This is a genomic window from Nocardiopsis alborubida (assembly GCF_012396365.1).
Classification (GTDB): domain Bacteria; phylum Actinomycetota; class Actinomycetes; order Streptosporangiales; family Streptosporangiaceae; genus Nocardiopsis; species Nocardiopsis alborubida.
The window spans coordinates 1-20,558 of record NZ_JAAXPG010000022.1; the positions used below are offsets into that span (position 1 = coordinate 1).

The 20,558-nt window shown below is 69.6% G+C and carries 17 protein-coding genes; 4 read left to right on the top strand and 13 right to left on the bottom strand.

Annotated features, from left to right (window positions below):
* The first annotated feature begins 347 nt into the window (after window positions 1-347).
* The 3 genes from HGB44_RS21495 to HGB44_RS21505 all read left to right on the top strand — a co-directional run bounded on the left by HGB44_RS21495 (window position 348) and on the right by HGB44_RS21505 (window position 1,656).
* Window positions 348-836 carry a hypothetical protein gene (locus HGB44_RS21495; RefSeq protein ID WP_061079951.1) on the top strand — a complete coding sequence of 163 codons (489 nt, stop codon included), beginning with the start codon at window positions 348-350 and terminating at the stop codon, window positions 834-836.
* A gap of 95 nt (window positions 837-931) precedes the next feature.
* Window positions 932-1,303, top strand: coding sequence for a hypothetical protein (locus tag HGB44_RS21500; RefSeq protein WP_061079950.1), 372 nt, complete (start codon window positions 932-934; stop codon window positions 1,301-1,303).
* A gap of 107 nt (window positions 1,304-1,410) precedes the next feature.
* Window positions 1,411-1,656, top strand: a complete 246-nt coding sequence (locus HGB44_RS21505; protein WP_061079949.1) for a hypothetical protein — start codon at window positions 1,411-1,413, stop codon at window positions 1,654-1,656.
* 63 nt (window positions 1,657-1,719) lie between these two features.
* Here HGB44_RS21505 and HGB44_RS21510 read toward each other — a convergent pair whose 3' ends face one another.
* From HGB44_RS21510 to HGB44_RS21545, 8 genes are all read right to left on the bottom strand, one after another.
* The gene (locus HGB44_RS21510) at window positions 1,720-2,724 is read right to left on the bottom strand and encodes a sugar phosphate isomerase/epimerase family protein (protein ID WP_017563966.1); all 1,005 of its coding nucleotides are present in this window, start codon (window positions 2,722-2,724) and stop codon (window positions 1,720-1,722) included.
* Between the two features lie 33 nt (window positions 2,725-2,757).
* Window positions 2,758-3,486 (bottom strand): hypothetical protein, encoded by a 729-nt coding sequence (locus HGB44_RS21515; protein WP_061079948.1) that lies wholly within the window; start codon window positions 3,484-3,486, stop codon window positions 2,758-2,760.
* Window positions 3,487-3,688: 202 nt separating this feature from the next.
* Window positions 3,689-4,561 carry a sugar phosphate isomerase/epimerase family protein gene (locus tag HGB44_RS21520; protein ID WP_061079947.1) on the bottom strand — a complete coding sequence of 291 codons (873 nt, stop codon included), beginning with the start codon at window positions 4,559-4,561 and terminating at the stop codon, window positions 3,689-3,691.
* Window positions 4,562-5,761, bottom strand: a complete 1,200-nt coding sequence (locus HGB44_RS21525) for a substrate-binding domain-containing protein (protein WP_061079946.1) — start codon at window positions 5,759-5,761, stop codon at window positions 4,562-4,564.
* Window positions 5,762-5,763: 2 nt separating this feature from the next.
* Entirely contained in the window at window positions 5,764-6,861 is a 1,098-nt protein-coding gene (locus HGB44_RS21530) for an ABC transporter permease (RefSeq protein ID WP_082768294.1), read from the bottom strand.
* Window positions 6,858-7,967, bottom strand: coding sequence for an ABC transporter permease (locus HGB44_RS21535; protein ID WP_061079945.1), 1,110 nt, complete (start codon window positions 7,965-7,967; stop codon window positions 6,858-6,860). Before HGB44_RS21535 ends, HGB44_RS21530 begins: the two co-directional genes overlap by 4 nt.
* Window positions 7,964-9,661 (bottom strand): sugar ABC transporter ATP-binding protein, encoded by a 1,698-nt coding sequence (locus tag HGB44_RS21540; protein WP_061079944.1) that lies wholly within the window; start codon window positions 9,659-9,661, stop codon window positions 7,964-7,966. The genes HGB44_RS21535 and HGB44_RS21540 overlap by 4 nt, the downstream gene beginning before the upstream one ends.
* Window positions 9,658-10,800: a Gfo/Idh/MocA family protein gene (locus tag HGB44_RS21545; RefSeq protein WP_061079943.1), complete on the bottom strand. Its 1,143-nt coding sequence runs from the start codon at window positions 10,798-10,800 to the stop codon at window positions 9,658-9,660. The genes HGB44_RS21540 and HGB44_RS21545 overlap by 4 nt, the downstream gene beginning before the upstream one ends.
* A 115-nt stretch (window positions 10,801-10,915) precedes the next feature.
* On the opposite strand from HGB44_RS21545, the gene HGB44_RS21550 reads away from it, so the two are divergent.
* A complete protein-coding gene (locus tag HGB44_RS21550; RefSeq protein ID WP_061079942.1) occupies window positions 10,916-12,133 on the top strand; it encodes an ROK family transcriptional regulator in 1,218 nt (405 codons plus the stop codon).
* A gap of 143 nt (window positions 12,134-12,276) precedes the next feature.
* Here HGB44_RS21550 and HGB44_RS21555 read toward each other — a convergent pair whose 3' ends face one another.
* The 5 genes from HGB44_RS21555 to HGB44_RS21575 all read right to left on the bottom strand — a co-directional run bounded on the left by HGB44_RS21555 (window position 12,277) and on the right by HGB44_RS21575 (window position 20,505).
* Window positions 12,277-13,704: a DUF6177 family protein gene (locus HGB44_RS21555; protein WP_061079941.1), complete on the bottom strand. Its 1,428-nt coding sequence runs from the start codon at window positions 13,702-13,704 to the stop codon at window positions 12,277-12,279.
* Between the two features lie 58 nt (window positions 13,705-13,762).
* Window positions 13,763-14,509: an immunity 49 family protein gene (locus HGB44_RS21560; protein WP_231972376.1), complete on the bottom strand. Its 747-nt coding sequence runs from the start codon at window positions 14,507-14,509 to the stop codon at window positions 13,763-13,765.
* A 520-nt stretch (window positions 14,510-15,029) separates the two neighbouring features.
* Window positions 15,030-15,920, bottom strand: a complete 891-nt coding sequence (locus HGB44_RS21565; RefSeq protein WP_061079940.1) for an immunity 49 family protein — start codon at window positions 15,918-15,920, stop codon at window positions 15,030-15,032.
* Between the two features lie 131 nt (window positions 15,921-16,051).
* Complete coding sequence (locus HGB44_RS21570) at window positions 16,052-16,888, bottom strand: immunity 49 family protein (protein ID WP_082768296.1); 837 nt, start codon at window positions 16,886-16,888, stop codon at window positions 16,052-16,054.
* A 62-nt stretch (window positions 16,889-16,950) separates the two neighbouring features.
* Window positions 16,951-20,505 (bottom strand): hypothetical protein, encoded by a 3,555-nt coding sequence (locus tag HGB44_RS21575; RefSeq protein WP_061079939.1) that lies wholly within the window; start codon window positions 20,503-20,505, stop codon window positions 16,951-16,953.
* Between the last annotated feature and the right edge of the window lie 53 nt (window positions 20,506-20,558).

A 20,558-nucleotide genomic window follows, 5' to 3' on the forward strand; every position in this document is an offset into this window, starting at 1 on the left:
TCCCCGCCCTCCCGGGAGACCGGTCCGCCCGCGGCCCCCGCCCCGTCATCCCCTCACCGGCGCGACCCGTGACCGAGGTCCCGAAGCCCCCTCCGGGGAGAAAAGGTGACCGCACGCGACACTCCGCCCGATCGCCTTTCTTCGCGGGGCGAAACACGCGCCGGTGCCTCTTCGCTCTCCTTTCGGATTCCTCTCACCCCTTCCGGTCAGGCATAACATAATAAATCACTGAAAAGGCTGCGGCGTGAACGTGTGGCGCCTATTCTCGTGATGTCCGCAAAGGACAGTTAGCCTGATTCGTCGCGGGCCGACGCAAGTCACGGCCCCAGCCTTCGCAAAGGACCGACGTGCGCTTCGACCAGCAGTTGCGGGAGATGCTCCAGACGCCGGGGGTGCGCAGTGCCTGCCTCGTGGACTGGCGGCGAGGGCGCGTCCTCGCCCACGCCGGCGCCGACGATCCGGCCGCGGACGCGGCGGCGATCCTCAGGGCCGTCCGGGAAGGGCCTCTGTGCGCCGGCCAGCGGGTGGAGGACGTCGTCGTCACCGACACCGACCACCACGTGCTGTTCGCCGTCGTGGAGGGCTCCGACCTGTGCGTACGGGTGCGGATGGGCCGCACGGAGGGCAGCCTCGGCTTCGCCCTGCGGCGGCTGCGCGACCTGGTGCGCACGGCGAGGGTGCCGCCTCCCCGCGACGACACCGACCGCCCGCCCCGGCGGGACCTGCCCCGCCCCACCGCGCCGGCGGCCACGTCCGTGGACCGCAAGGTGCTGGAACGCGTGCTCACCGCGCTGCGGACGCTGTCCGTCGACGGCCCCCGGCCGGTGGCCGCGTGACCGGTGGGCAGCCCCGCCGAGGCGCCTCCGGTCTGCGCCGCTGGATCGCCGACCGCAGGGCGCCGCGCCGAACCACGTCAAGGAGAGAGAAGGACATGCCGAACATCGAAGCCGGGCTCAAGGACATGATGGAGATCGACGGGGCGGTGGGCGCCGCCGTCGTCGACTACAGCAGCGGAATGGCGCTGGGCACCCTCACCTCCACCAACTCCCTGGACCTCACCGTGGCCGCCGCGGGGAACACCGAGGTGGTCCGCGCGAAGATGCGCACCATGGACCAGCTGGGGCTCAACGACGCGATCGAGGACATCCTCATCACCCTGTCCGGGCAGTACCACATCATCCGGCCCCTCACCAGCCGCAAGGGGCAGGGCCTCTTCCTCTACCTGGCCCTGGACCGATCCCGGGGCAACCTCGCCCTGGCCAGGCACCGCCTCAAGGGCATCGAGGCGGACCTGGAGGTGTGACCGGGCGGGCCGCCCCGGCGCACCCGTCCTCCCGGAGGATTCCCAGCCGGGGAGGCGATGGGGCAGAATGCCGGTGTCCGCCCCCCGGCACCCTAGGGAGACAGCACATGTTCCGGGTCGTTATCAGCCGTCTCACCGACAACGGACTGCGTGTCACCCCAGAGCAGAAGGACACCGCCATGTCCGTCCAGGAGGCGGTGTCCTTCATCCGCGAGCACCTGCCCGGGGTGGACACCGCGGCCTTCGACGACAGCGCGGTGCAGGGCTCCGTCAACCGGGTCAACGACTTCCGCCGCGACGTCTCCACCGCGGACGGGGGGCACTACCGGGTGGTCATCGCCCCGATGATCTGACCCCGCCCCACGATGGAGGGGGTCCCCGGTACGCGCCGCCCCGCCGCCGCGCCTGGGTCCGGGTCAGTCCGACCCGAAGGCGGAGTCGAACGACGCCTCGGGCGGGTCGTAGGCGTGGGAGCGCACGAAGTCCACCGCCTCGGCCGCCCCGACCAGCCGGTCCATGCCCGCGTCCTCCCACTCCACCGAGATCGGCCCCTGGTAGTCGATCGCGTTCAACGTGCGGAAGCAGTCCTCCCAGGGCACGTCGCCGTGGCCGGTCGAGACGAAGTCCCAGCCCCGTCGCGGGTCGCCCCACGGCAGGTGGGAGCCCAGCCGCCCGTTGCGGCCGTTGCCCACCCGCTTGCGGGCGTCCTTGCAGTCCACGTGGTAGATCCGGTCCCGGAAGTCCCACAGGAACCCGACCGGGTCGATGTCCTGCCACACCATGTGGCTGGGGTCCCAGTTCAGGCCGAAGGCCGGGCGGTGGCCCACCGCCTCCAGCGCCCTCTGGGTGGACCAGTAGTCGTAGGCGATCTCGGAGGGGTGCACCTCGTGCGCGAAGCGCACCCCCACCTCGTCGAACACGTCCAGGATCGGGTTCCACCGGTCGGCGAAGTCGCGGTACCCGGCCTCGATGACGTCCTCGCCCACCGGCGGGAACATCGCCACGTACTTCCAGACGGCCGAGCCCGTGAAGCCCACCACGGTGGACACGCCGAGCCTGGCGGCGGCGCGGGCGGTGGTCCTCATCTCCTCGGCCGCCCGCTGGCGCACGCCCTCGGGCTCGCCGTCGCCCCACACCCGCGCGGGCAGGATGTCGCGGTGTCGGTGGTCGATCGGGTCGTCGCAGACGGCCTGGCCCAGCAGGTGGTTGGAGATCGCCCACAGGCCCAGCCCGTGGCGTTTGAGCGTGTCCAGCCGGTCGCGCACGTAGTCGTCGTCCACGGCGGCCCGGGTGACGTCGAGGTGGTCGCCCCAGCAGGCGAGCTCCAGACCGTCGTAGCCCCACGAGGAGGCCAGGGAGCACACCTCCTCGAAGGGCAGGTCGGCCCACTGTCCGGTGAACAGGGTGACTGGTCGCGGCATCTTCGTCTCCTCCTGGAGTAGGGGGTTTCGTGGTCAGTGGTCGTGTCCGCCGCCGGAGCCCTCCCCGGCGTCCTCGGGGCCCGCGCCCTCATCGGCGCCGTCGGGCGTGAGGGCGCCGCTGTCGGGGGCGGCGGGCAGGTACAGGTGGACGTGGCCGTGACCGGTGTCCACGCTGACCGCGTCCAGGTGCGTGGCGGCCACCGACCACGACACGACCGCCTGGTCGCGCAGTTCCATGGCGATGTGCAGGACGTCCATGCGCAGGTCCTCGTCCTGGACCAGCGCGGCCTTGGCGTAGGTGTCGACCGACATGGACAGCAGCCGGACGGAGGAGACCAGGCCCGCGTGCGCGGTCCGGTGGGCGCCACCGGACTCGGGGACCTCGCCGAAGTGCACCGAGGCGTCCTGGACCTCGGTGCGCCAGGAGTTGACCACTGAGGCCTCGGTCAGCTCCAGGGGCGGATGCGATCCGTCGGTGGGCAGGAACTCCTCCATGTCCTCCACCACGGGGACGAGTCCCTCGTGGGCCGTGCGGGTGTGGGCGAGCAGTGAGCCGACCTGTTCGGCGTCGGGGTGGTCCGCCGGGGCCTGCGGCGCGGCGGAGGCGCCGTTCGCGCCGTTCCCGCCGAGGAACACGGCGGAGGCGACGGCGGCACCGGCCACCGCGAACGACACCCCGGTCAGCCACCAGGTGGCGGGGGTGTCCGCCACCGGGTCCGGGAACTCGGATCCGGCGGCGGAGGGGGACTTGCGAGCGGGCATGGTGACGTCTCCTCGTGGGGATGGAGCCGCCCTACCTCAGTCAGCGCTTTCCGGCGAGCGCGGCACCGAGCGGGGGTGGTGGACGTTTCCTCCTGACCCGAGGGCACCGGCGGCCGCGGTGCGGACACGGCGACCGGGTCCCGTCCTCCGCGGGGCCCGACCGCCCCTGTACGGGCGGACCGGAGCCCCCGGGAAGCACCGCCTACCTGCACGGCGGCTCCTCTCGTCGGCTCAGGGCGCGAAGGAAGGCCAGGCCGTCGACGGCGATCGCGTCCTGGGTCGCCGCCAACGGTCGCCAGACGGAGGCCGCCGTGGCGATGCTGGCATTGTCCGCCGTGAACGACTCGATCACCAGGGGTCCTCCGTACCCCGCGTCGCCGAGCGCGCCGAGGATCGCGCTCCAGTCCAGGTGGTCGGCCCCGGGGGTGCCGCGGTCGTTCGCGCACACCTGCACGTGCGCCACCCTGCCCGCGGCGCGCCGCACGGCCGCCGCCACGTCCCGCTCCTCGATGTTCATGTGGTACACGTCCAGGGCCAGCCCGCAGTGCTCCTCGGGCAGGTCGGCCAGCATCTCCAGCCCCTGGTCCACCGTGTTGAGCACGCTCGTCTCGTACCGGTTGAGCGGCTCCACCGCCAGGCGGACCCCCGCGTCCGAGCAGTGCCCGACCACGGGGGCCAGCGCCTCGGTCAGCTCCGCGCCGATCCCCGCCCGCTCACGCGGGGACATCCGCCAGGTGCGGCCGACCGAGGCGTAGGCCGGACCGGCGGCGACGGGGGAGCCCACCGCCGCGGCCGCGTCCACGACCCGCCTGAGGTAGTCCTGCGTGGCCGAGCGGGTGGCCGCGTCGGTCGCGACCAGCTCCCGGCCCGGCCCCATGACCAGGACGACGCTGGCCGTCAGGCCCAGCCCGTCCAGCAGGGCCCGGGCGCGCCGGGGGTCCCAGTCGCCCGCGTTCTCCACGGGGAGCTCGATCACGTCGAACCCCCACTCCGCCACGCGGGGCGCGATCCGCTCCAGCGCGGCGTCGGTCAGCGGCGACGTCCACACCCAGGTGTTGACCCCCAGCGCGCGCATCTACCGGTCCGTCCAGGCCTCGGGGAAGCCCGGCAGGTCCTCGCCGCCGAACTTCGCGTAGTGCAGGGACGGCATCTCCGCGTTGCGCTCCAGGTACTCGTCCAGCTCGTCTGCGCGGATCGGCTCCTGCGGCAGGATCCACTCCGAGGGCACCTCCTCGCCGGCGAGGATCATGCCGGCGGCCAGGACCGGGGTCCGCCACTGGAAGTTGGAGTAGACGGGCGCGATCGCGGTGAGCTCCTCCTCCTGCCACTTGCGCATGAAGCTCAGCTCGTCCTCCCCGGAGATGACCGGGTAGGGCTGGCCCGCGTCCTCGAAGGCCTCCAGAGCCGCCACGGCGCCGTCCCCGGCGTCCATCCAGATGCCGTCGACCTCGCCGCGCTGGAGGTGCTGGGAGACCAGGTCCTTGATCATGGCGCCGTCGCCCTCGGTGAACTCGTGGCCGAGCACCTCCAGCTCGCTGTCGGCGAAGATCTCCTGGGCCGCCGCCCAGCGGTGTTCGAGCACGTCCACGCCGGGCAGGATGCGCAGCGCCAGCACGGTCGAGCCGGGCTCCAGCTCCTCGACCAGGAACTCGGCCGCGTCCGCGCCGTAGGCGTAGCCGCCGATCGGGTGGATGAACGTGACCATGCAGTCGCTGTTCACGCCGCGGTCGAAGACCACGACCGGGACGCCGCTCTCGCAGGCGGTCTCCACCGCCGGGGTCAGGGTCGCGGTGGTGGAGGGGGAGATGATGATGACGTCGCAGTCCCCGGAGTCCACGAAGGCCTGGATGTCGGAGATCTGCTGGTTGTCGTCGTCGGCGGCGTCCGACACCCGGAACTCGCCGATGCGCCCCTCCTCCTGGAGCGCCTCCACCTGCTGCTCCATGGTGATGAAGCCGGTGACGCGCCAGGGGTTGGACACCGAGGCGTTGGAGAAGCACAGCGTCGCGTCCTCGGGCGCGTCGTGCGTGAACTCCGAGGTGTCGATCCACTCGGGCTCGATCGCCTGGAGCCAGGGCTGGTCCTCGGGGCCCTCCGGGGTGATCTCGCGCTGGGCCAGCTGGGCCTCGAACTCGGCCTCGTCGAACCACTCCCCGTCGGGGGTGAGCTCGGCGCCCGCCTCCTCGGGGGCGTCGGTGGGGGCGTCCGTCGTACACGCCGTGAGCATCAGGGTCAGGCCGGCGGCGCCGGCGAGCAGCACGCGGGGGACGCGCATGGTTACCTCCTGGAAGTGCCGAGCGACCGCTCGGTCGGATGGTCCGGTCGCCGTCGCAGGCGCTCCGGCAGTCGAAGGTCGCCCCGGCGGGCGGCGTAGGCCACCGCGGCGATGATGATGAGCCCCTGCACCGTGGGCTGGAGCGTCGAGGGCAGGTACAGCTGGTTGAACAGCGTGAACAGGGCCTCCACGGTCAGGGCGCCCAGGACGGCGGCGACCACGGTGCCGCGCCCGCCGCCCAGCACCACCCCGCCCAGGACCACGGCGGTGATCGCGGTGAACTCCAGCCCGTCGCCGACCTGCGCGGTGACCCCGGCGTACCCGCCGATGAGGACGGCGGCGACGGTGGCCATGAGGGAGGAGCCGACGAAGGCCGCGGTGCGCACCCGCCACACCCGCACCCCCGAGAACCCGGCGGCGACGTCGTTGTCGCCCGTCGCCAGGAGGGAGCGGCCGTAGGGCGAGCGCATGAGCACCACCGCGCCCGCCGCCAGCACCAGCGCGATGAGCAGCGCCCACGGGATCTCGCCGAGGACGGGCACGCCCTCGATCCCGTGCCGCCCGAACACGCGGAAGGACTCCGACAGGGCGCCGGTGGGAGCCCCGCCGGTCCAGTAGCGCACGGCGCCGAACAGGATGAGCATCGTGCCGAGCGTGGTGATGATCGACGGCACCCGCAGCAGTGTGGTCACCAGGCCGTTGACCAGGCCCACGACCAGGCCGAAGACCAGCATGAGGCCGATCACCGGCAGGGTCATGGCCTCGTCGCCGTCGATGAGGCGGGCCGCGACCACCACCTGCGCGCCCACCAGGGAGCCGACCGACAGGTCGAACTCCCCGGAGACGATCACCAGGTACTGGCCGATGGCCAGGATCACCAGCGGTGCGGCCTTCTTGGCGAAGGCCATCAGCGGCGGCCCCTCGAAGAACGAGGGGTTCTGGGTGGCGATCACCACGAAGATCAGCGCCAGCAGCAGGGCGACGGTCGCCGTGCCGCCCCGGCCCAGCGCGGCCAGCGCCGCCAGCGGACCCGGGCCGCGCGACTCGGGCCCGCGCGACTCTGCCGGGCCGCGCGTGTCCTGGGTGGGGGTCGGGGTCATCGACGGCCTCCGAGGGGTTGCGGTGCGGACCCCGGCCCGGGGTCCGGATCGGGGGCGGCCCCGGTGTCCGGGGCGGGCCGCGGCACGGGGGAGGGCGGCGGCGCGCCGCCGGAGGGGAAGCGCGTCCGCGCGGCGGAGCGCCCGCCGCGGGCGTAGACGGCCACGGCGGCGATGACGATGACGCCGCGCAGCACGTCCTTGACGAACGGGTCGACCGCCAGCACGTTGAACACGGTGTCGAGCGTGGCGAGGATGAGCACCCCCGCCACCGTCCCGGCCACGCCGCCGCGCCCGCCGAGCAGGTAGGTCCCGCCCAGCACCACGGCCGCGATGGCCTCCAGTTCGTAGCCCCCGGAGTAGACGGTGGCGCTGCCGGTGCCGAACCGGGCGGCCAGCAGCAGACCGGCCACACCGGCGGTGACCGAGCACAGCACGTGCGCGGTGACCGTGGGCACCCCGGAGCGGACCCCGGAGAGCCGGGCCACGTCGGCGTCGCCGCCGACGGCGTAGATGTGGTAGCCCATCCGGGTGCGGCTCAGGAACAGCACCGCCGCCACCGCCACGCCCAGCATGACCAGGGTGGAGACGGGCAGCACGCCGATCCGGGTGTAGCCGAAGGCCTGGAAGGCGGGGGGAACCGCTCCGGCCGGGCCCTGGAAGTTCGTGTCCAGGTAGCCCTTGATCACCAGTCCCATGCCCAGGGTGGCGATGAAGGGGTTGACCCGCAGTCCCGTGACCACCAGCCCGTTGACCAGTCCGATCAGCGCGGCCAGGCCGAGCGCGGCGGCCACGCCGAGCACGATCCGGGAGGGGTCGCCCGCCATGGTGGTGGCCGCGACCACGGTGGACAGGGCGGCCACGTAGCCGACCGACAGGTCCAGGGAGCGGCACAGGATGACGAGGGTCATCCCGATGGCCAGGAAGCCCAGCAGGCTGCTGCGGGTCAGCAGGTCGACGGTGTTGGCGGTGGTGAGCAGGTTGCCGCCCCGGGCGGCCACGAAGGCCGCGCTGACCGCGAGCAGCAGCACCAGGGCCAGGTAGACCAGCCCGGTGGTGCCCGTCCGGGCGCGCAGGCTCCGGAGGAGCGAGGTCGGTGTGCGTGTCACGGGGCGGCCTCCTCGTGCCGTGCGGGGGAGCCGCCGCCGTCGGTCCCGGGGGACGGGGCGCCGGGGGAGGCGTCGTCGGCCGACGCGCGGGGGCGGCGGGCGTCCGCCCCGTTCTCCCCGGGGGGCGGTGGGGTCGGGTCGTCCGAGCGCGGTGAAGCGGCGGCCGGGGCCTTCCCGGAGGCGGGCGGGACGGGGCCGCCCGGGTGCGGCGATCCGGTGGCCACCGCCATGACCGCCTCCTCGGCGGCACCGCCGGGCAGCTCGCCCGCCACCCGGCCGTCCCGGAGGACGACCAGCCGGTCGGACATGCCGATCAGCTCGGGCAGCTCGGAGGAGATGAGCACGATCGCCACACCGGCCGCGGCCAGCTCGCGCATGAGCCGGTAGACGGCCTGCTTGGCGCCCACGTCGATGCCGCGCGTGGGCTCGTCGAGCACCATCACGCCGGGTTCGGCGGCCAGCCACTTGGCCAGCACGACCTTCTGCTGGTTGCCGCCGGACAGGTACCGGACCTCCTGGTCCTGGCCGCCGCGCGCCACCAGCTCCAGGGAGGAGAGGATGCCGGGCAGCCGCCGGGCCCCGCGGGCGGAGCCCAGGGGCCAGACCGCGTCCAGGACCAGGCGGCCGTTGGCCGCCACCGACTGGTTCAGCGCCAGCCCCTGCGCCTTGCGGTCCTCGGTGACCAGCACCAGACCGGCGCGCACCGCCGTGCGCGGTGAGCGCGGATCGACCCGCCGCCCGTCCACGCGGACCTCGCCCCGGGTGAAGCGTTCGACGCCGAAGAGGGCGTGGGCGACCTCGGTGCGCCCGCTGCCCTGGAGCCCGCCCAGGCCCAGGATCTCGCCGCCGCGCACCTCGAAGCCGATCCCGTCCAGCTGGGTGTTGCCGCCGGCGGTGACCGACAGCCGCACCCGGCCCACGTGCTCGCCGTGCGGTTCCAGGCGCTCGGGGAAGACCGCCGAGACCGGGCGCCCCACCATCTTGCGGACCAGCTCGGCCGGACCGATCTCGCCGGCGGGGACGGTGTCGACCAGGTGGCCGTCCTTGAGCACGGTGATGGTGTCGGCCAGGTCGAAGATCTCCCGCATGCGGTGCGACACGTACAGCACCGCCACACCGCGTTCGCGCAGGCGGCCGATGATCCGGTAGAGGACCTCCACCTCGTGGTCGGCCAGCGCGGCGGTCGGCTCGTCCATGGAGATGATGCGCGCGTCGTGCGAGAGCGCCTTGACGATCTCCACGATCTGCTGCTCGGCCACCGACAGCGACCGCACCCGGGCCCGGGGGTCGATGCCCTCCAGGTCGAGTTCGGCGAGCAGTTCGGCGGTGGCCCGCTCCATGGCCCGGCCGTCCACCAGGCCGCGGCGGCGGATCTCCCGGCCGAGGAAGACGTTCTCGGCGACGGTGCGGTCGGGCAGGAGGTTGAACTCCTGGAAGACCGTGGTCACGCCCGCGCGCTGGGCCTGGACGGGGTGCTCGAAGGAGACGGCCCCGCCCTCCAGTTCGACCGTGCCCCCGTCCGCCCGGTGCACCCCGGCCAGCACCTTCATCAGGGTGGACTTGCCCGCGCCGTTCTCGCCGACCAGGGCGTGCAGCTCGCCGGGGTGGAGCTCCAGATCGATCCCGTGCAGGACGCGCACGCCCAGGAACGACTTGGTGATGCCGCTCATGCGGAGCAGGGGCGGGCCGCTCATGCCCCGTCCACCTCCGGCACGTCGACCCAGCGGCGTTCCCGGGCCGAGGTCAGGACGGCCTCGGCCAGGACGGCGGCGCGCAGGCCGTCGGCGAACACCGGCAGGCCCTCGGGGGTCTGCCCGGCGATGGCGGCCCCGGTGTCGGCCACGAGCGCGTTGAAGCAGTCCTGGTAGCCCTGCGGGTGGCCGACTGGGGTCGTGGACAGGCGCGCGGCGTCGGCGCTCAGTTCGGGGTCGTCGCGGCTGATGGTGCAGGTGCGGCCCCGGCCGCCCGCCCAGAGGGTCTCGGGCCGCTCCTGGTCGAAGAGCAGGGTGCCCTCGGTGCCGGAGACCTCCAGCACGAGACGGTTCTTGCGGCCGGGGGAGACCTGGCTGATGACGGCGCTGCCGACCACGCCCCCCGCGGTGGAGAACTGGAAGGCCACCAGGTCCTCGGTGGCCACCGAGTGCCCGGCGCGGGTGTCGTTGATCCGCGAGGTCTGGGCGCTGACCGAGGTGATGCGGTCGCCGGTGACGAACTCCAGCATGTCGCACCAGTGCGAGCCGATGTCCCCGAACGCGCGGGTGGGGCCGCCCAGTTCGGGGTCCACCCGCCAGTTGTCCTCGTCCGGGTACAGGAGCCAGTCCTGGAGGTAGCCGCCGTGGGCGAGGCTGACGCGGCCGATGGAGCCCGAGGCCACGCGGGCGCGCGCCTCGCGGGCCATGGGGTGGAAGCGGTAGGCGAAGGGGACGACGGCGACCCGCTCGGCCTCCGCCGCGGCCCGGACCAGCTCGCGGGCGGTGTCGGCGTCGGTGGCCAGGGGCTTCTCGCACACGACGTGCTTGCCGGCGGCCAGGGCGGCCAGGCTCAGCGGCGCGTGCAGGTGGTTGGGAGTGCACACGTGGACCACGTCCACGTCGTCGCTGCGGACGAGTTCGAGGGCGTCGGCGTGGGACCGGGCGAGGCCGTGCGCGGTGCGGAACTGTTCGGCCTTGTCGGGGGAGGAGCCCGCGACCCCGACGACCTCGCCTCCCGCGGCGCGGACGGCGTGGGAATGGACTCGGCCCATGAAGCCGGTGCCGATCACCGCGGCGCGGTAGGCGTTGGGGGCGGTCGACCCGGGATCCGCTGCCTCACCCAGGCTTGTGACCTTACTCACTGACATGCTTCGAACGGTACGCCGGACTTCTGTCGATCGTCAAGCAAAAGTCGTAGGATCTATCTGCAATAGACGGATGACGGACAGTCAATAGATCCTGTGCTTCACTGTTCGCATGACGGAAGACGCGCTGACCCATGCGGAGGGACGACCCGGCCCGGCCGTCGCTCCGACCACCGCACCCGGTGCGGGCACCCTGCTCCGACTCCTGCGCGACGGCCGACCGCGCACCCGCTCGGAGCTGGCCTCGGTCACCGGTCTGGCCCGCTCGACCGTCACCCAGCGCGTGGACGCCCTGCTCGCCAGCGGACTCATCGGACCCGCAGGAGAGGCCGTCTCCACCGGGGGCCGGCCGCCCACCACCTTCTCGTTCCAGCCCGACGCCCGCGTGGTCCTGGCCGCCGACCTGGGCGCCACCCACGCCCGCCTGGCCCTCACCGACATGTCGGGGACCGTGCTCGCCGAGGAGCGCGCCGACCTGGACATCGCCCTGGGTCCCGAGCACGTCCTGGACTGGGTCGTGAACCGGGGCCGGGGCCTGCTGGGGGGCGCGGACCGGCGGGTGGACGAACTGCTCGGCCTGGGCATCGGCCTGCCCGGCCCGGTCCAGCACACCACCGGACGCGCGGTGAACCCGCCGATCATGCCGGGGTGGGACAACTTCGACGTGCCCGGCTACGTCCACGACCGGCTCGACGTGCCGGTCCTGGTGGACAACGACGTCAACATCATGGCGATCGGGGAGCACCACACGGCCTGGCCTGAGGCCAGCCACCTGATGTTCGTCAAGGTCGCCACGGGCATCGGCTGCGGCATCGTCAGCGAGGGCAGCGTCTACCGGGGCGCGCAGGGCGCGGCCGGGGACATGGGGCACATCCACGTCCCCAGCGGCGACGAGCGGCCCTGCCGCTGCGGCAACACCGGCTGCCTGGAGGCCGTGGCCAGCGGCGCCGCACTGGCCGCCGCGCTCACCGCCGAGGGCGTGCCCGCGAGCGGCGCCCGCGCCGTGGTCGAGCTGTCCCGCAACGGGTCGGTGCCCGCCCTGCGCGCGCTGCGCCAGGCGGGCCGCGACATCGGCGAGGTGCTCGCCGCGTCGGTGAACATGTTCAACCCGTCGGTCATCGTCATCGGCGGCGCGCTCGCCCTGGCCGGGGACCACCTGCTCGCCGGGGTACGGGAGATCATCTACCAGCGGTCGCTGCCGCTGGCCACCGAGCACCTGAGCATCGTCTCGTCCGTGGCGGGAGAGAGCGCGGGCGTGATCGGCGCGGCGGTCATGGTGATCGAGCACTGCCTGAGCCCCGAGCACGCCGACGCGCTGATCAACGGCTGAGCCGGGGGAGCAGGGGGAACCGGGGGAGCCCGTGATCCCTGTGAGCCCCGGCCGGGGTTCCCAGGGCAGGGCGGGGCCTCAGCGCACGATCGGGACCTTCGGCACTCGGAGGTGTCTTGAGCCTTCGGGGACGGTGTGCTCGGTCAGGGCGTGGACGCCGTCTCGGGTTCGAGATGCTCCATCAGCTCCCGGAAGCGGTTCCAGGCGTCGGGTTCGTCCCCGTCCCCGATCCGGTACCAGACCAGTGGGGCCATGGGCGGACCGAAGGCGACACCCGGAACCGGCGCGGCCAGCGCCCGTTCCCGTCCCGCCTCCAGGACCCCCTCCGGCCCCACGGCCAGCCCGACCGGGACGGACACGCCCGCCCACCGGGGCGCGTACGTCAGGTCGGCGCGCCCGAGGGCGCGGTGCACGGTCATGCTGCGCAGACCGTCCCGCTCGGTCAGCTCGCGCACCAGGGGGTCGAGTGCGTCCAGGTCGGGCCTCTCACCCGGCCGGTACCCCACCGAGAACAGGATCCGCTCGCGTACCCCCGACGGCGTGCGTGACACCCGCAGGCTCCCCGCCAGGGGACGCGCCCCCTCCTCCCGGACGCCTCCGGGCTGTCCGGCGAAGGCCAGCAGGGTCTCACCCGGGGAGCGGCGCCGCGCCATGGCCGTGACCCGCTCGGTGTCCCACGCCCTGGTCAGGGGCTCGGAGACGCCCCACACCGCGGGCGCGCCTCCGGCCAGGCGCTCGGCGAGCAGTTCCACGGTGGTGCCCAGCACCAGGCCGTGGCCGACGGGGTGGTCGACGCTCAGGTCCACGTGCAGGTGGGTACCCGGTTCCTCGTCGGCCGAGGCCCGGAAGGCCTGGTTGGGACCGTCCTCCGCGTTCACCCTGGGGTCGGGAACGAAGCCGGTCTCGGCGTCCCACACCAGCGGCAGGCCGTTGAAGCCGTCGTAGTAGCGCCCGTCCGGGGCGCGCACGACCCACGTGGCGCGGGGGCGGCTCAGGAACCAGCGCAGCGCGTGGGTGATGACGCTCGTGGACGGGGTGACCACCTGTAGGCCCCGCTCCTGGCGGCCGTGCTCGGCCAGCGCGTCCACGAACCAGCTGGACAGGGGGACCACCGGCCGGTCCTGCACCAGGACGGCGTTCGCCCCGGTCACCGTGCTCACCGCCGGATGGTCGGTCGCTCCCAGCAGGTGCGCGTCGTCCCGGGGAAGCCGCGGCTCCGGTTCCCACACCGCCCCGCCGTGCCGTTCGACCAGGCAGCGGGCGAACCGGCGTGCCGTCGCCGCCGTGTCGGTGTCCGCCAGTTCCGTTCCGCGGACCTCGACCCACAGCGGCTGCGCGGGCAGGTCGTCGGTGATCCCGTCGCCCAGGAGGCGGTCGGCCTCCGCCGACACCGCGAGCCGCTGCGCCGCCTGCATGGCGATCACCAGGCGGTCGGAGTCGTCGCGCAGCTGCACCACGGTGCCCTCGGCCACTAGCCGGACCCGCAGCTTGGGTCCGGCGGCGACCAGCGCGTCCAGGAGGGAGCGGCGGCTGGGGCTCTCGGCGAGGAGGGCGACGACGTCGTGGCTCAACGGGGTTCCTTCACAGGGGTGGGGTCGGTGCGGTGGGGCGGGGCCGGGGCCTGGTCGCTCAGATGGGGAACTCCCCGTACCAGTTGCGCTCGACGAGGCGCTTGGGTAGGTAGCCGGACTCCACGTCGAGGTGGAAGTCGGGGTCGCTCTCGGCGGTGTCGTAGGCCAGGCAGGCCATGGCGAGGAGACCGAGCGGGACTACACCCTCGATGTCGTTGGCCCGGCTCTCGTTGGCGGTGTAGTAGTCCGCGTGCAGTGCCACGCCTTGAGCAAGGGCCTCGTTGAACTTGTCGCTGTCGCGCTCCACCAGACGCAGGAAGGCGTTCATCGGTGGGAAGACGAGTTTGTCGAGGAGTTCGGTGTCACCGAAGTCGACGCGGTCGGGGGTGGACAGCTCCATCGCGGCCAGGAGTTCCTCGCCCAGGCCGGGGCGGTTGAGGACGAAGGCCTGGAGTGCGGAGATCCAGTGGTAGGTGAAGGGGTTGTACTGGGCGCCCTCGCTTTCCCCAGCCTCTCGCAGGAGGTCCACGGAGATTTCGCATAGTTCCCGGTAGCGCTTCTGGTCACGGCAGATGACCGCGAGGAAGAAGGCAGTGGTCCAGTTGCTGGCACTGGCGGCATAGGAAGGCCCGGTGGCCTTGGGGCGGCGAATTTTGTGGTGGACCATCAACTCCAGGTCGGCTCCCGGCGGGTTGGTTTCCACTGCGAAAAGAGCATGGTACATCTGCATGTCGGTGGTCCACGCCTGCCAGGATTCCAGCCGCTCCACCCCGGGGTCTGCGGCGGTACTGAACATCACGTCCATGTGCAAAGACCCCAGCGCGAGGTCAACCGACTCAGGATTCGACTCTAGAATCGAAGACCATTCATTTCGATTGTTTTCGCTTGACTCCCAGTGGTTGGGTTCCACGCGGTGGGAGAGGTCGTGGCTGGGGATGTAGAGTGTCATTCTTCTTCCGCTCTAATGTCGAAGAACCTCATGTGGTTTCCTTGGTGTGCTCCTCATCAGCGGTGCAGCAGAAGTTTTCCCAGGGCTTATGAAACAGCCAGGGAATAGTTTTTCCTTCCCTGGATTCGGGGCTGGAGAAGGTTGGGCTAGTGGGCTGATCGGATCTGTTGCCGGTGTGAATCAGGGGGTTTCCTCCGGGATGATCTTGTACTTGTAGCGAGTCTCGACCGTCCAACCTCGCTATAAGTACAAGATCACGCGGGTCAGTGCTGGACTGGTGAACCCTTGCAGCCACCGCACTAGCGCGAACCTCTCCAGCTTAATGGAGTCACAGCGCTCGTTGAGCATGCTGGTATCGGTGGTATGTGCAGGTCGGTCAGATGGGGAACTCTCCGTACCAGCTGCGTTGGAGGATGTGCTTGGGCAGGTAACCGGATTCAACGTCAAAGTGAAAGTCTGGATCCTGCCCGGCGGTGTCGTAGGCCAGGCAGGCCAGAGCCAGGAGAGGAATGGAGGTTCCGCCGTCCAGTTCTTCAGCGCGTTCGGGCGTGGCTGTGTGGAAGGAGCGGAACAGTTCCAGCCCTTCTGCCAGTGCTTCGTTGAACTTGTCACTGTTACGCCGCACCAGGTGCATCAGGGTGTTCAACGGCGGGAAGGTGAGCTTGTTGAGGACTTCAGCAGTGCCGATCTCCGCATTCGCGGGGTCGGACAGTTCCATGGCCTTGAAGAGGTGTTCTCCCAGGCCGGGGCGGTTGAGGACGAAGGCCTGCAAGGCTTCGATCAGGTGGTAGATGTAGGGGTTGTACTGGCTTCCCCGGCTCTCCCCGGCTTGTCGCAGGAGCTCGGTGGGGATCTCGCACAGGGAGCGGTAGCGTTCCTGGTCGCGGCAGGTCACCGCCAGGTAGAACGCGGTCAGCCAGTTACTGGCGTTCGTGAAGTAGTCGGGTTCGACCGCGGTCAGGGTGCGTTCCTGGTGGTTGATCATCCGCGTGAGCTGGGTGCCCGGTTCGGCGGTGGAGACGGCGAGAGTCGCCTCGCTCATCTGCATATAGGTGACCCAGGCCTCCCAGGTTTCCAGCCTGTCCACGTCGGTGTCCATGGCCAGACACAACTCGGCTTGGTCTTGTACCCCGGCCAGGGGGCCTCCAGCATCAAAGGGTGAGTCGATCAGCCACTGCACATAGAACTTACGCCTTTCGGGAACCCTGGCGATACTACCCTCGTAGTTGGGATTGCTGATGTCGTGACGCTCGATGTGGAATGTCAATCTCTGGCTTTTTCTTAGGGGGATCGTTCGGGGCTCTCGATGAGGATTGCGACGGGATCGTGGTTCAACGGGGTCCCCTCGGGGTGGTGATGGCTTCCAGCATGTCAGGATTCGACCAGTTGGGAAGGGCCTCAGATAGGGAATTCACCGTACCAGGACTGCCGGATAATGTGCTTAGGAAGATAATCGGACTCGACCTCGAAATGGAAGTCGGGATCGGTGTCACTGATATCGCAGGCGAGGCATGCGAGTGCAAGGAGTGCTAGGGGTACGACACCGTTAAGGTCCTTGGAGCGTTCTTCAGTGGCGGTGTAGTAATCGTGAAAAAGACGAAGCCCCTGGGCGAGGCCCTTGTTGAACTCTTCACTGTCGCGTTGCGCAAGCCGTAGAAGCGTGTTCATCGGTGGGAAGACTAGTTTATCTAGCGTTTCCGACGAGGAAATGTCCGCCTGTCCGGGTGTGGAAAGTTCCAGGGCTTTTGTGAGGTTCTCTACCAGGGTGGGGCGGTCCAGGATGAAGTCCTGCAGCGCCGAGATCCAGTAGTAGAGAAATTCGTCGTAGGCTCCTCCATCGCTTTCCCCCGCCTCCTTGAGGAGTTCCACGGGGATATTGCAGAGGAAGCGAACACGATTTTCGTCTCGGCAGGTGAGGGCGAGAAAGAATGCTGTCTCCCAGTTCCCTGCATCAGTGAAGTGGGATGGCTCGACCGAGGGTAGGTCGCGCACCTCCTGGTCGATCAGTCGTTCAACGTGATCACCTCGGGGGGCAGTGCTCGCGGCGAAGAGCGCTTCAGTGGCCTGCATGTAGGTTGACCACGACTCCCATGTGATCAGGTTTTTGGAGTCAGGATCGACTGCCAGGCTTATGGCCGCCTCGCGGCGGATGTTTTCAAGTGGAAAATCGGCAAGGGAGGGATCACGTACCAGCCATGCCACCTGTTCCTTTCTTCTGGTGGCGCTGTCTTCCATGAACTTCTGATAGAAGGGCTTGGAGGGGTCATGGCGAGGAATATTTATCATTGTGCCCGTTTCTAGTTCTTGTTCGAAAGATCGTAGAGGCCGAAAGTGAGGCCTGAGTGCCTTCCGGAGTTGTCGGTCATCGCCTTAACCTCAGTATAGTACAGCTTTCTTTCTGCCAGTGCTTTTTCTAGTTTTTCTGCCATGTCCCACTCATTCGGCTTTTTTCCGTTCGTCTTGTCCTCAAGTCCTCGCTCCTTCATGTTGCTGAAAGTTGCCTTGAGGTAAGCGTGTGTCCCCTGTGATATTCGCTTAGTATTTTTTCCGTCCCCGACTGTTCGTTCTCCAAGGGATGTGTCTTTGTCTCCCTTGGCTTCTACGATGACAAATTTTCCATCCTTGGCAGGCCAGATCTGGTCAAACTGGTAGTTTCCGCTATCGGGGGCTGTGTCGAACTTGGGAAGCGGCTTGTCATCGATAACCTCTGGAAGCTTTATTTCTTTTGTCTCTTTTTCTCCTGTCTCCTTGTTCTCGAAGAAAACGGTGACTTTGGTATTGCCATCAAAAAGTTTGGGAACCGCTGCGGCGGCGGTGGTCTCACCGTACATCTCACTGGAGACGCTTACGGCGGCTCGATCCAATGACTGTCTTTCCTGTGCGGCGACGACTTTAGGGTGATCGTTCTCGGGTCCGGCGTTATTTGGATAGGCCTTTTTTTGTTTTTCCACGTCCTCTCTGGATTTCCGGTTGCTCTCGACGGCGTCAAATCGCTCCTTGGCAAGGAAGTCGATTTTCCCGATCGCGTGGTGGCTGGAGTCCCGTGGGATGGTGACTCGCTTTCCCGGGAACCTGTAATCAGGTTTTCTGGGGCTCGGGAGGCTCTCTTTGACAATCCAGGGAAGGCCTTCTTTTGCGCGAGTGATCATGGGGATCGTCATTCCCAGGATCTGGCGCTCTATCGAGTGCCTGTGGCCGTTCTTCTGATAATATTCAGAAAATAGACCATCTGGGCTCTTGTTGAGAAGGCCAATGAATTTACCCGCGAAGTCCATCCAATCCATATCTGGTTTCAGGGAAAGCTTCTTAATGATAAATTCGTCGGCTAGCCTTCCGGTGAGCCCTTCTCCCTGCCCGGACGTTCCTCGGTGGTGAGACATGTGAGTCTCAACGTCCGCCTCCAAGAGGTTTTCCCCTGGCCGACGCGGGGTCTGGGAGGACGCAGCCGAATCCTCGTGTGAACCTGAGAGGTCTGTGTCAGACCTCGTGTTCTCGCGTCGGTCGGTGGTAGCCGTCGGCGTACTTTTCTGGCGCTCCTCCATCCTGTCGCGGTCACCATGATTCGGTGTTGAATGCTGCTCCTCAGTTCTGTTCGTATTGTTGGAGACCTCGCCCCGAGGAGGCGTGTCAACATCGGAGCCGCCGTCGCCGCCCGGCACGGAGTCAGCCCTGTTGACGGCGACCGGGCGACGGGTCTCCACGTCGGCGCCGCGGTCGTGCCGGAACCCTGCATCGGAGCCGCTCCGCGCGTCAGGCGCACCGATCCTTGAGGCGTCGACCCGGTGGCCGCTGCTGTCCCCCAGGTTCACGTGCTGGACCTGGCCGTGCGGAATCGGCTTCTGCGCGCTCGCGGTGTCGGCGTCGGGACGCGGTGCCGTCGTCGCGTACTCCCTGTCGGCCTCGGGCTCGTCGCGGCCGCCGTGTCCGTCCCGTCCGTCGCCGGGGCCTCCCTCCCAATTCACATGGGGGTAGTCGCTCGCCACCGCACGCATGTCGGAGAACGCGGCGTTCGCGCGGCCGTCCAGCCCGTACCTCTCCGCGACCTGGGAGTCCTTCAAGGGAGAGGAATCCGGGTCCACGGTGGCACGGTCGCCCTCGTACAAGGCGGTCTCGGCGCGTTGGTTGACCTGGAAGTTCGCGTGGTCCTCAGCCGTGAACATGCCGTTGACCTGTCGCAGCAGCCTGTCGCTCTCGCTGAGCTGCTCGGCGGTCGGGTCCTGGGAACCGCTCTCGGTCGGCGAGGGCCGGTGGGAGGTGTCCGAGGTGTCCTCGATCACCGGTACGGGAGAGCTGCCGCGCTCTTCCCCGGAAGCCTCCTCAAGGAGGGCCTGTTCGTCGTCCGCCCCGGCACGGTCGGTTTCGGGTTCGGCCCTGGAAGGTCTCTCGTTCGCCTCGGTCTCCCGGTCTGCGATCGGTCGTGCGGTGGTCCTCCTCGATTCGGAGGGATCGCTGTCACCCTGGACGGGCGCGGACTGCGGCGGAGGAGACCCGTCCGCGTGCGAGCCGTCGGCGGGGTCGTTCGTGATCCTCTGCAAGCGGTCCAGGGACCCCCTCAGGTCACCCAGCTGCTGCGGACTGAGTCCGTCGGGGTTGAAGACACTGGTGTCGATCCGCACGACGGGGGCACCGCTGCCCCCGAAGGTGGGGACGCCCGCGGGCAGGTCCACATCGACGTCCGTCGAGCTACCGGATCCGCTGTCACCGCCGCGACCGCCCATGCCGTCCACGATGGCCATGCCGCGCCAGGCCATCAGCGGCACGCCGACCGCCGCGCCCACACCGGTGGCCGACAGCGCGGCGCCGAGGGCGGTGACGCCGATGTTGAGCACGGCGGTGCCGATCACGTAGCCGGGACGCTCGCCCCACTCCTCCCAGGGCACCACCGAGTGGGCCAGGTCCTTCCACGCCGAGCCGACGGTGTCCCAGCCCGACCAGCCGTAGCTGTCGGACTCGGCGTCGTACATGCCCACCAGCGAGGCCACGGACTGGATGTTGCTCTCGTGGTACTCGTACAGGGCGTCGCCCCAGGACATGTTGAACCAGCCCTCGGAGCTGTGCATGCCCAGCATCGCGCCGGTGCCCTCGACCGCCCCGACACCGAAGTCCCACACCGCGTCCCAGCCGTCGACCAACCAGCTCTCGTCGACGGCGGCCCCGCTCACGCCCCACTCGGTGGCCAGGTCCGACAGGTCCTCGTCGTAGCCGTGGTAGAACACGTCGGGATCGAGGGCGCCGTCGCCGGAGGGCGTCTTCTCGAACGGGGTGCGGTCGGGGACGAACCGGTTGATGGCGTTGGCGCAGGCGAGCTCGGCGTCCGCATAGTCCTCGATGATGCGTGTGCCGTCCTCGATGAGGCGCTTGTTCTCCGCGACGTCGGGGTGCTCGCCGATCCCGAAGAAGCCGGCCACGCCCTCTGCCTTGCGCCAGTCCTCGCCCTTCGCGTCGATGCGGGCCCGGAACTCGAAGGCCTCGGCTCTCAGACCGGACCAGCGGGACTTGATGTCGCGCAGGTCGGCGGCGAAGGTCTCCAGCGCGCTCGCGGCGTGGCCGAGGTCGGTCGAGACCGTGTCGCCGTCAGCGGCCACCGGTTCGAGCACGGAGTAGAGGTGTTCCGCCTCGGGAGCCTTGTAGTGGGACCTCAGCCCGCTCCAGGCGGACGTGATGTCGTTGCCGGTGTCGCCGACCGACTCCCCGGCGCTGCGCAGGTCGGAGGCCAGGGTCTCGATGTAGTCGGGGGAGGGGGTGGGCACGGGGAAGGTCGCGGGGCTGACCTTGTCATCACCGTCGATGAGCATCTCGGTCTGTTCGCCGATGGTCAGCGGCGCGCTCGGGGGAGTGTCGGGAGGAAGCACGTGGGAGGACTCCGGGGGAGAGGTGACCGGGGGAGGGGAGAGGGGCGGTCGGG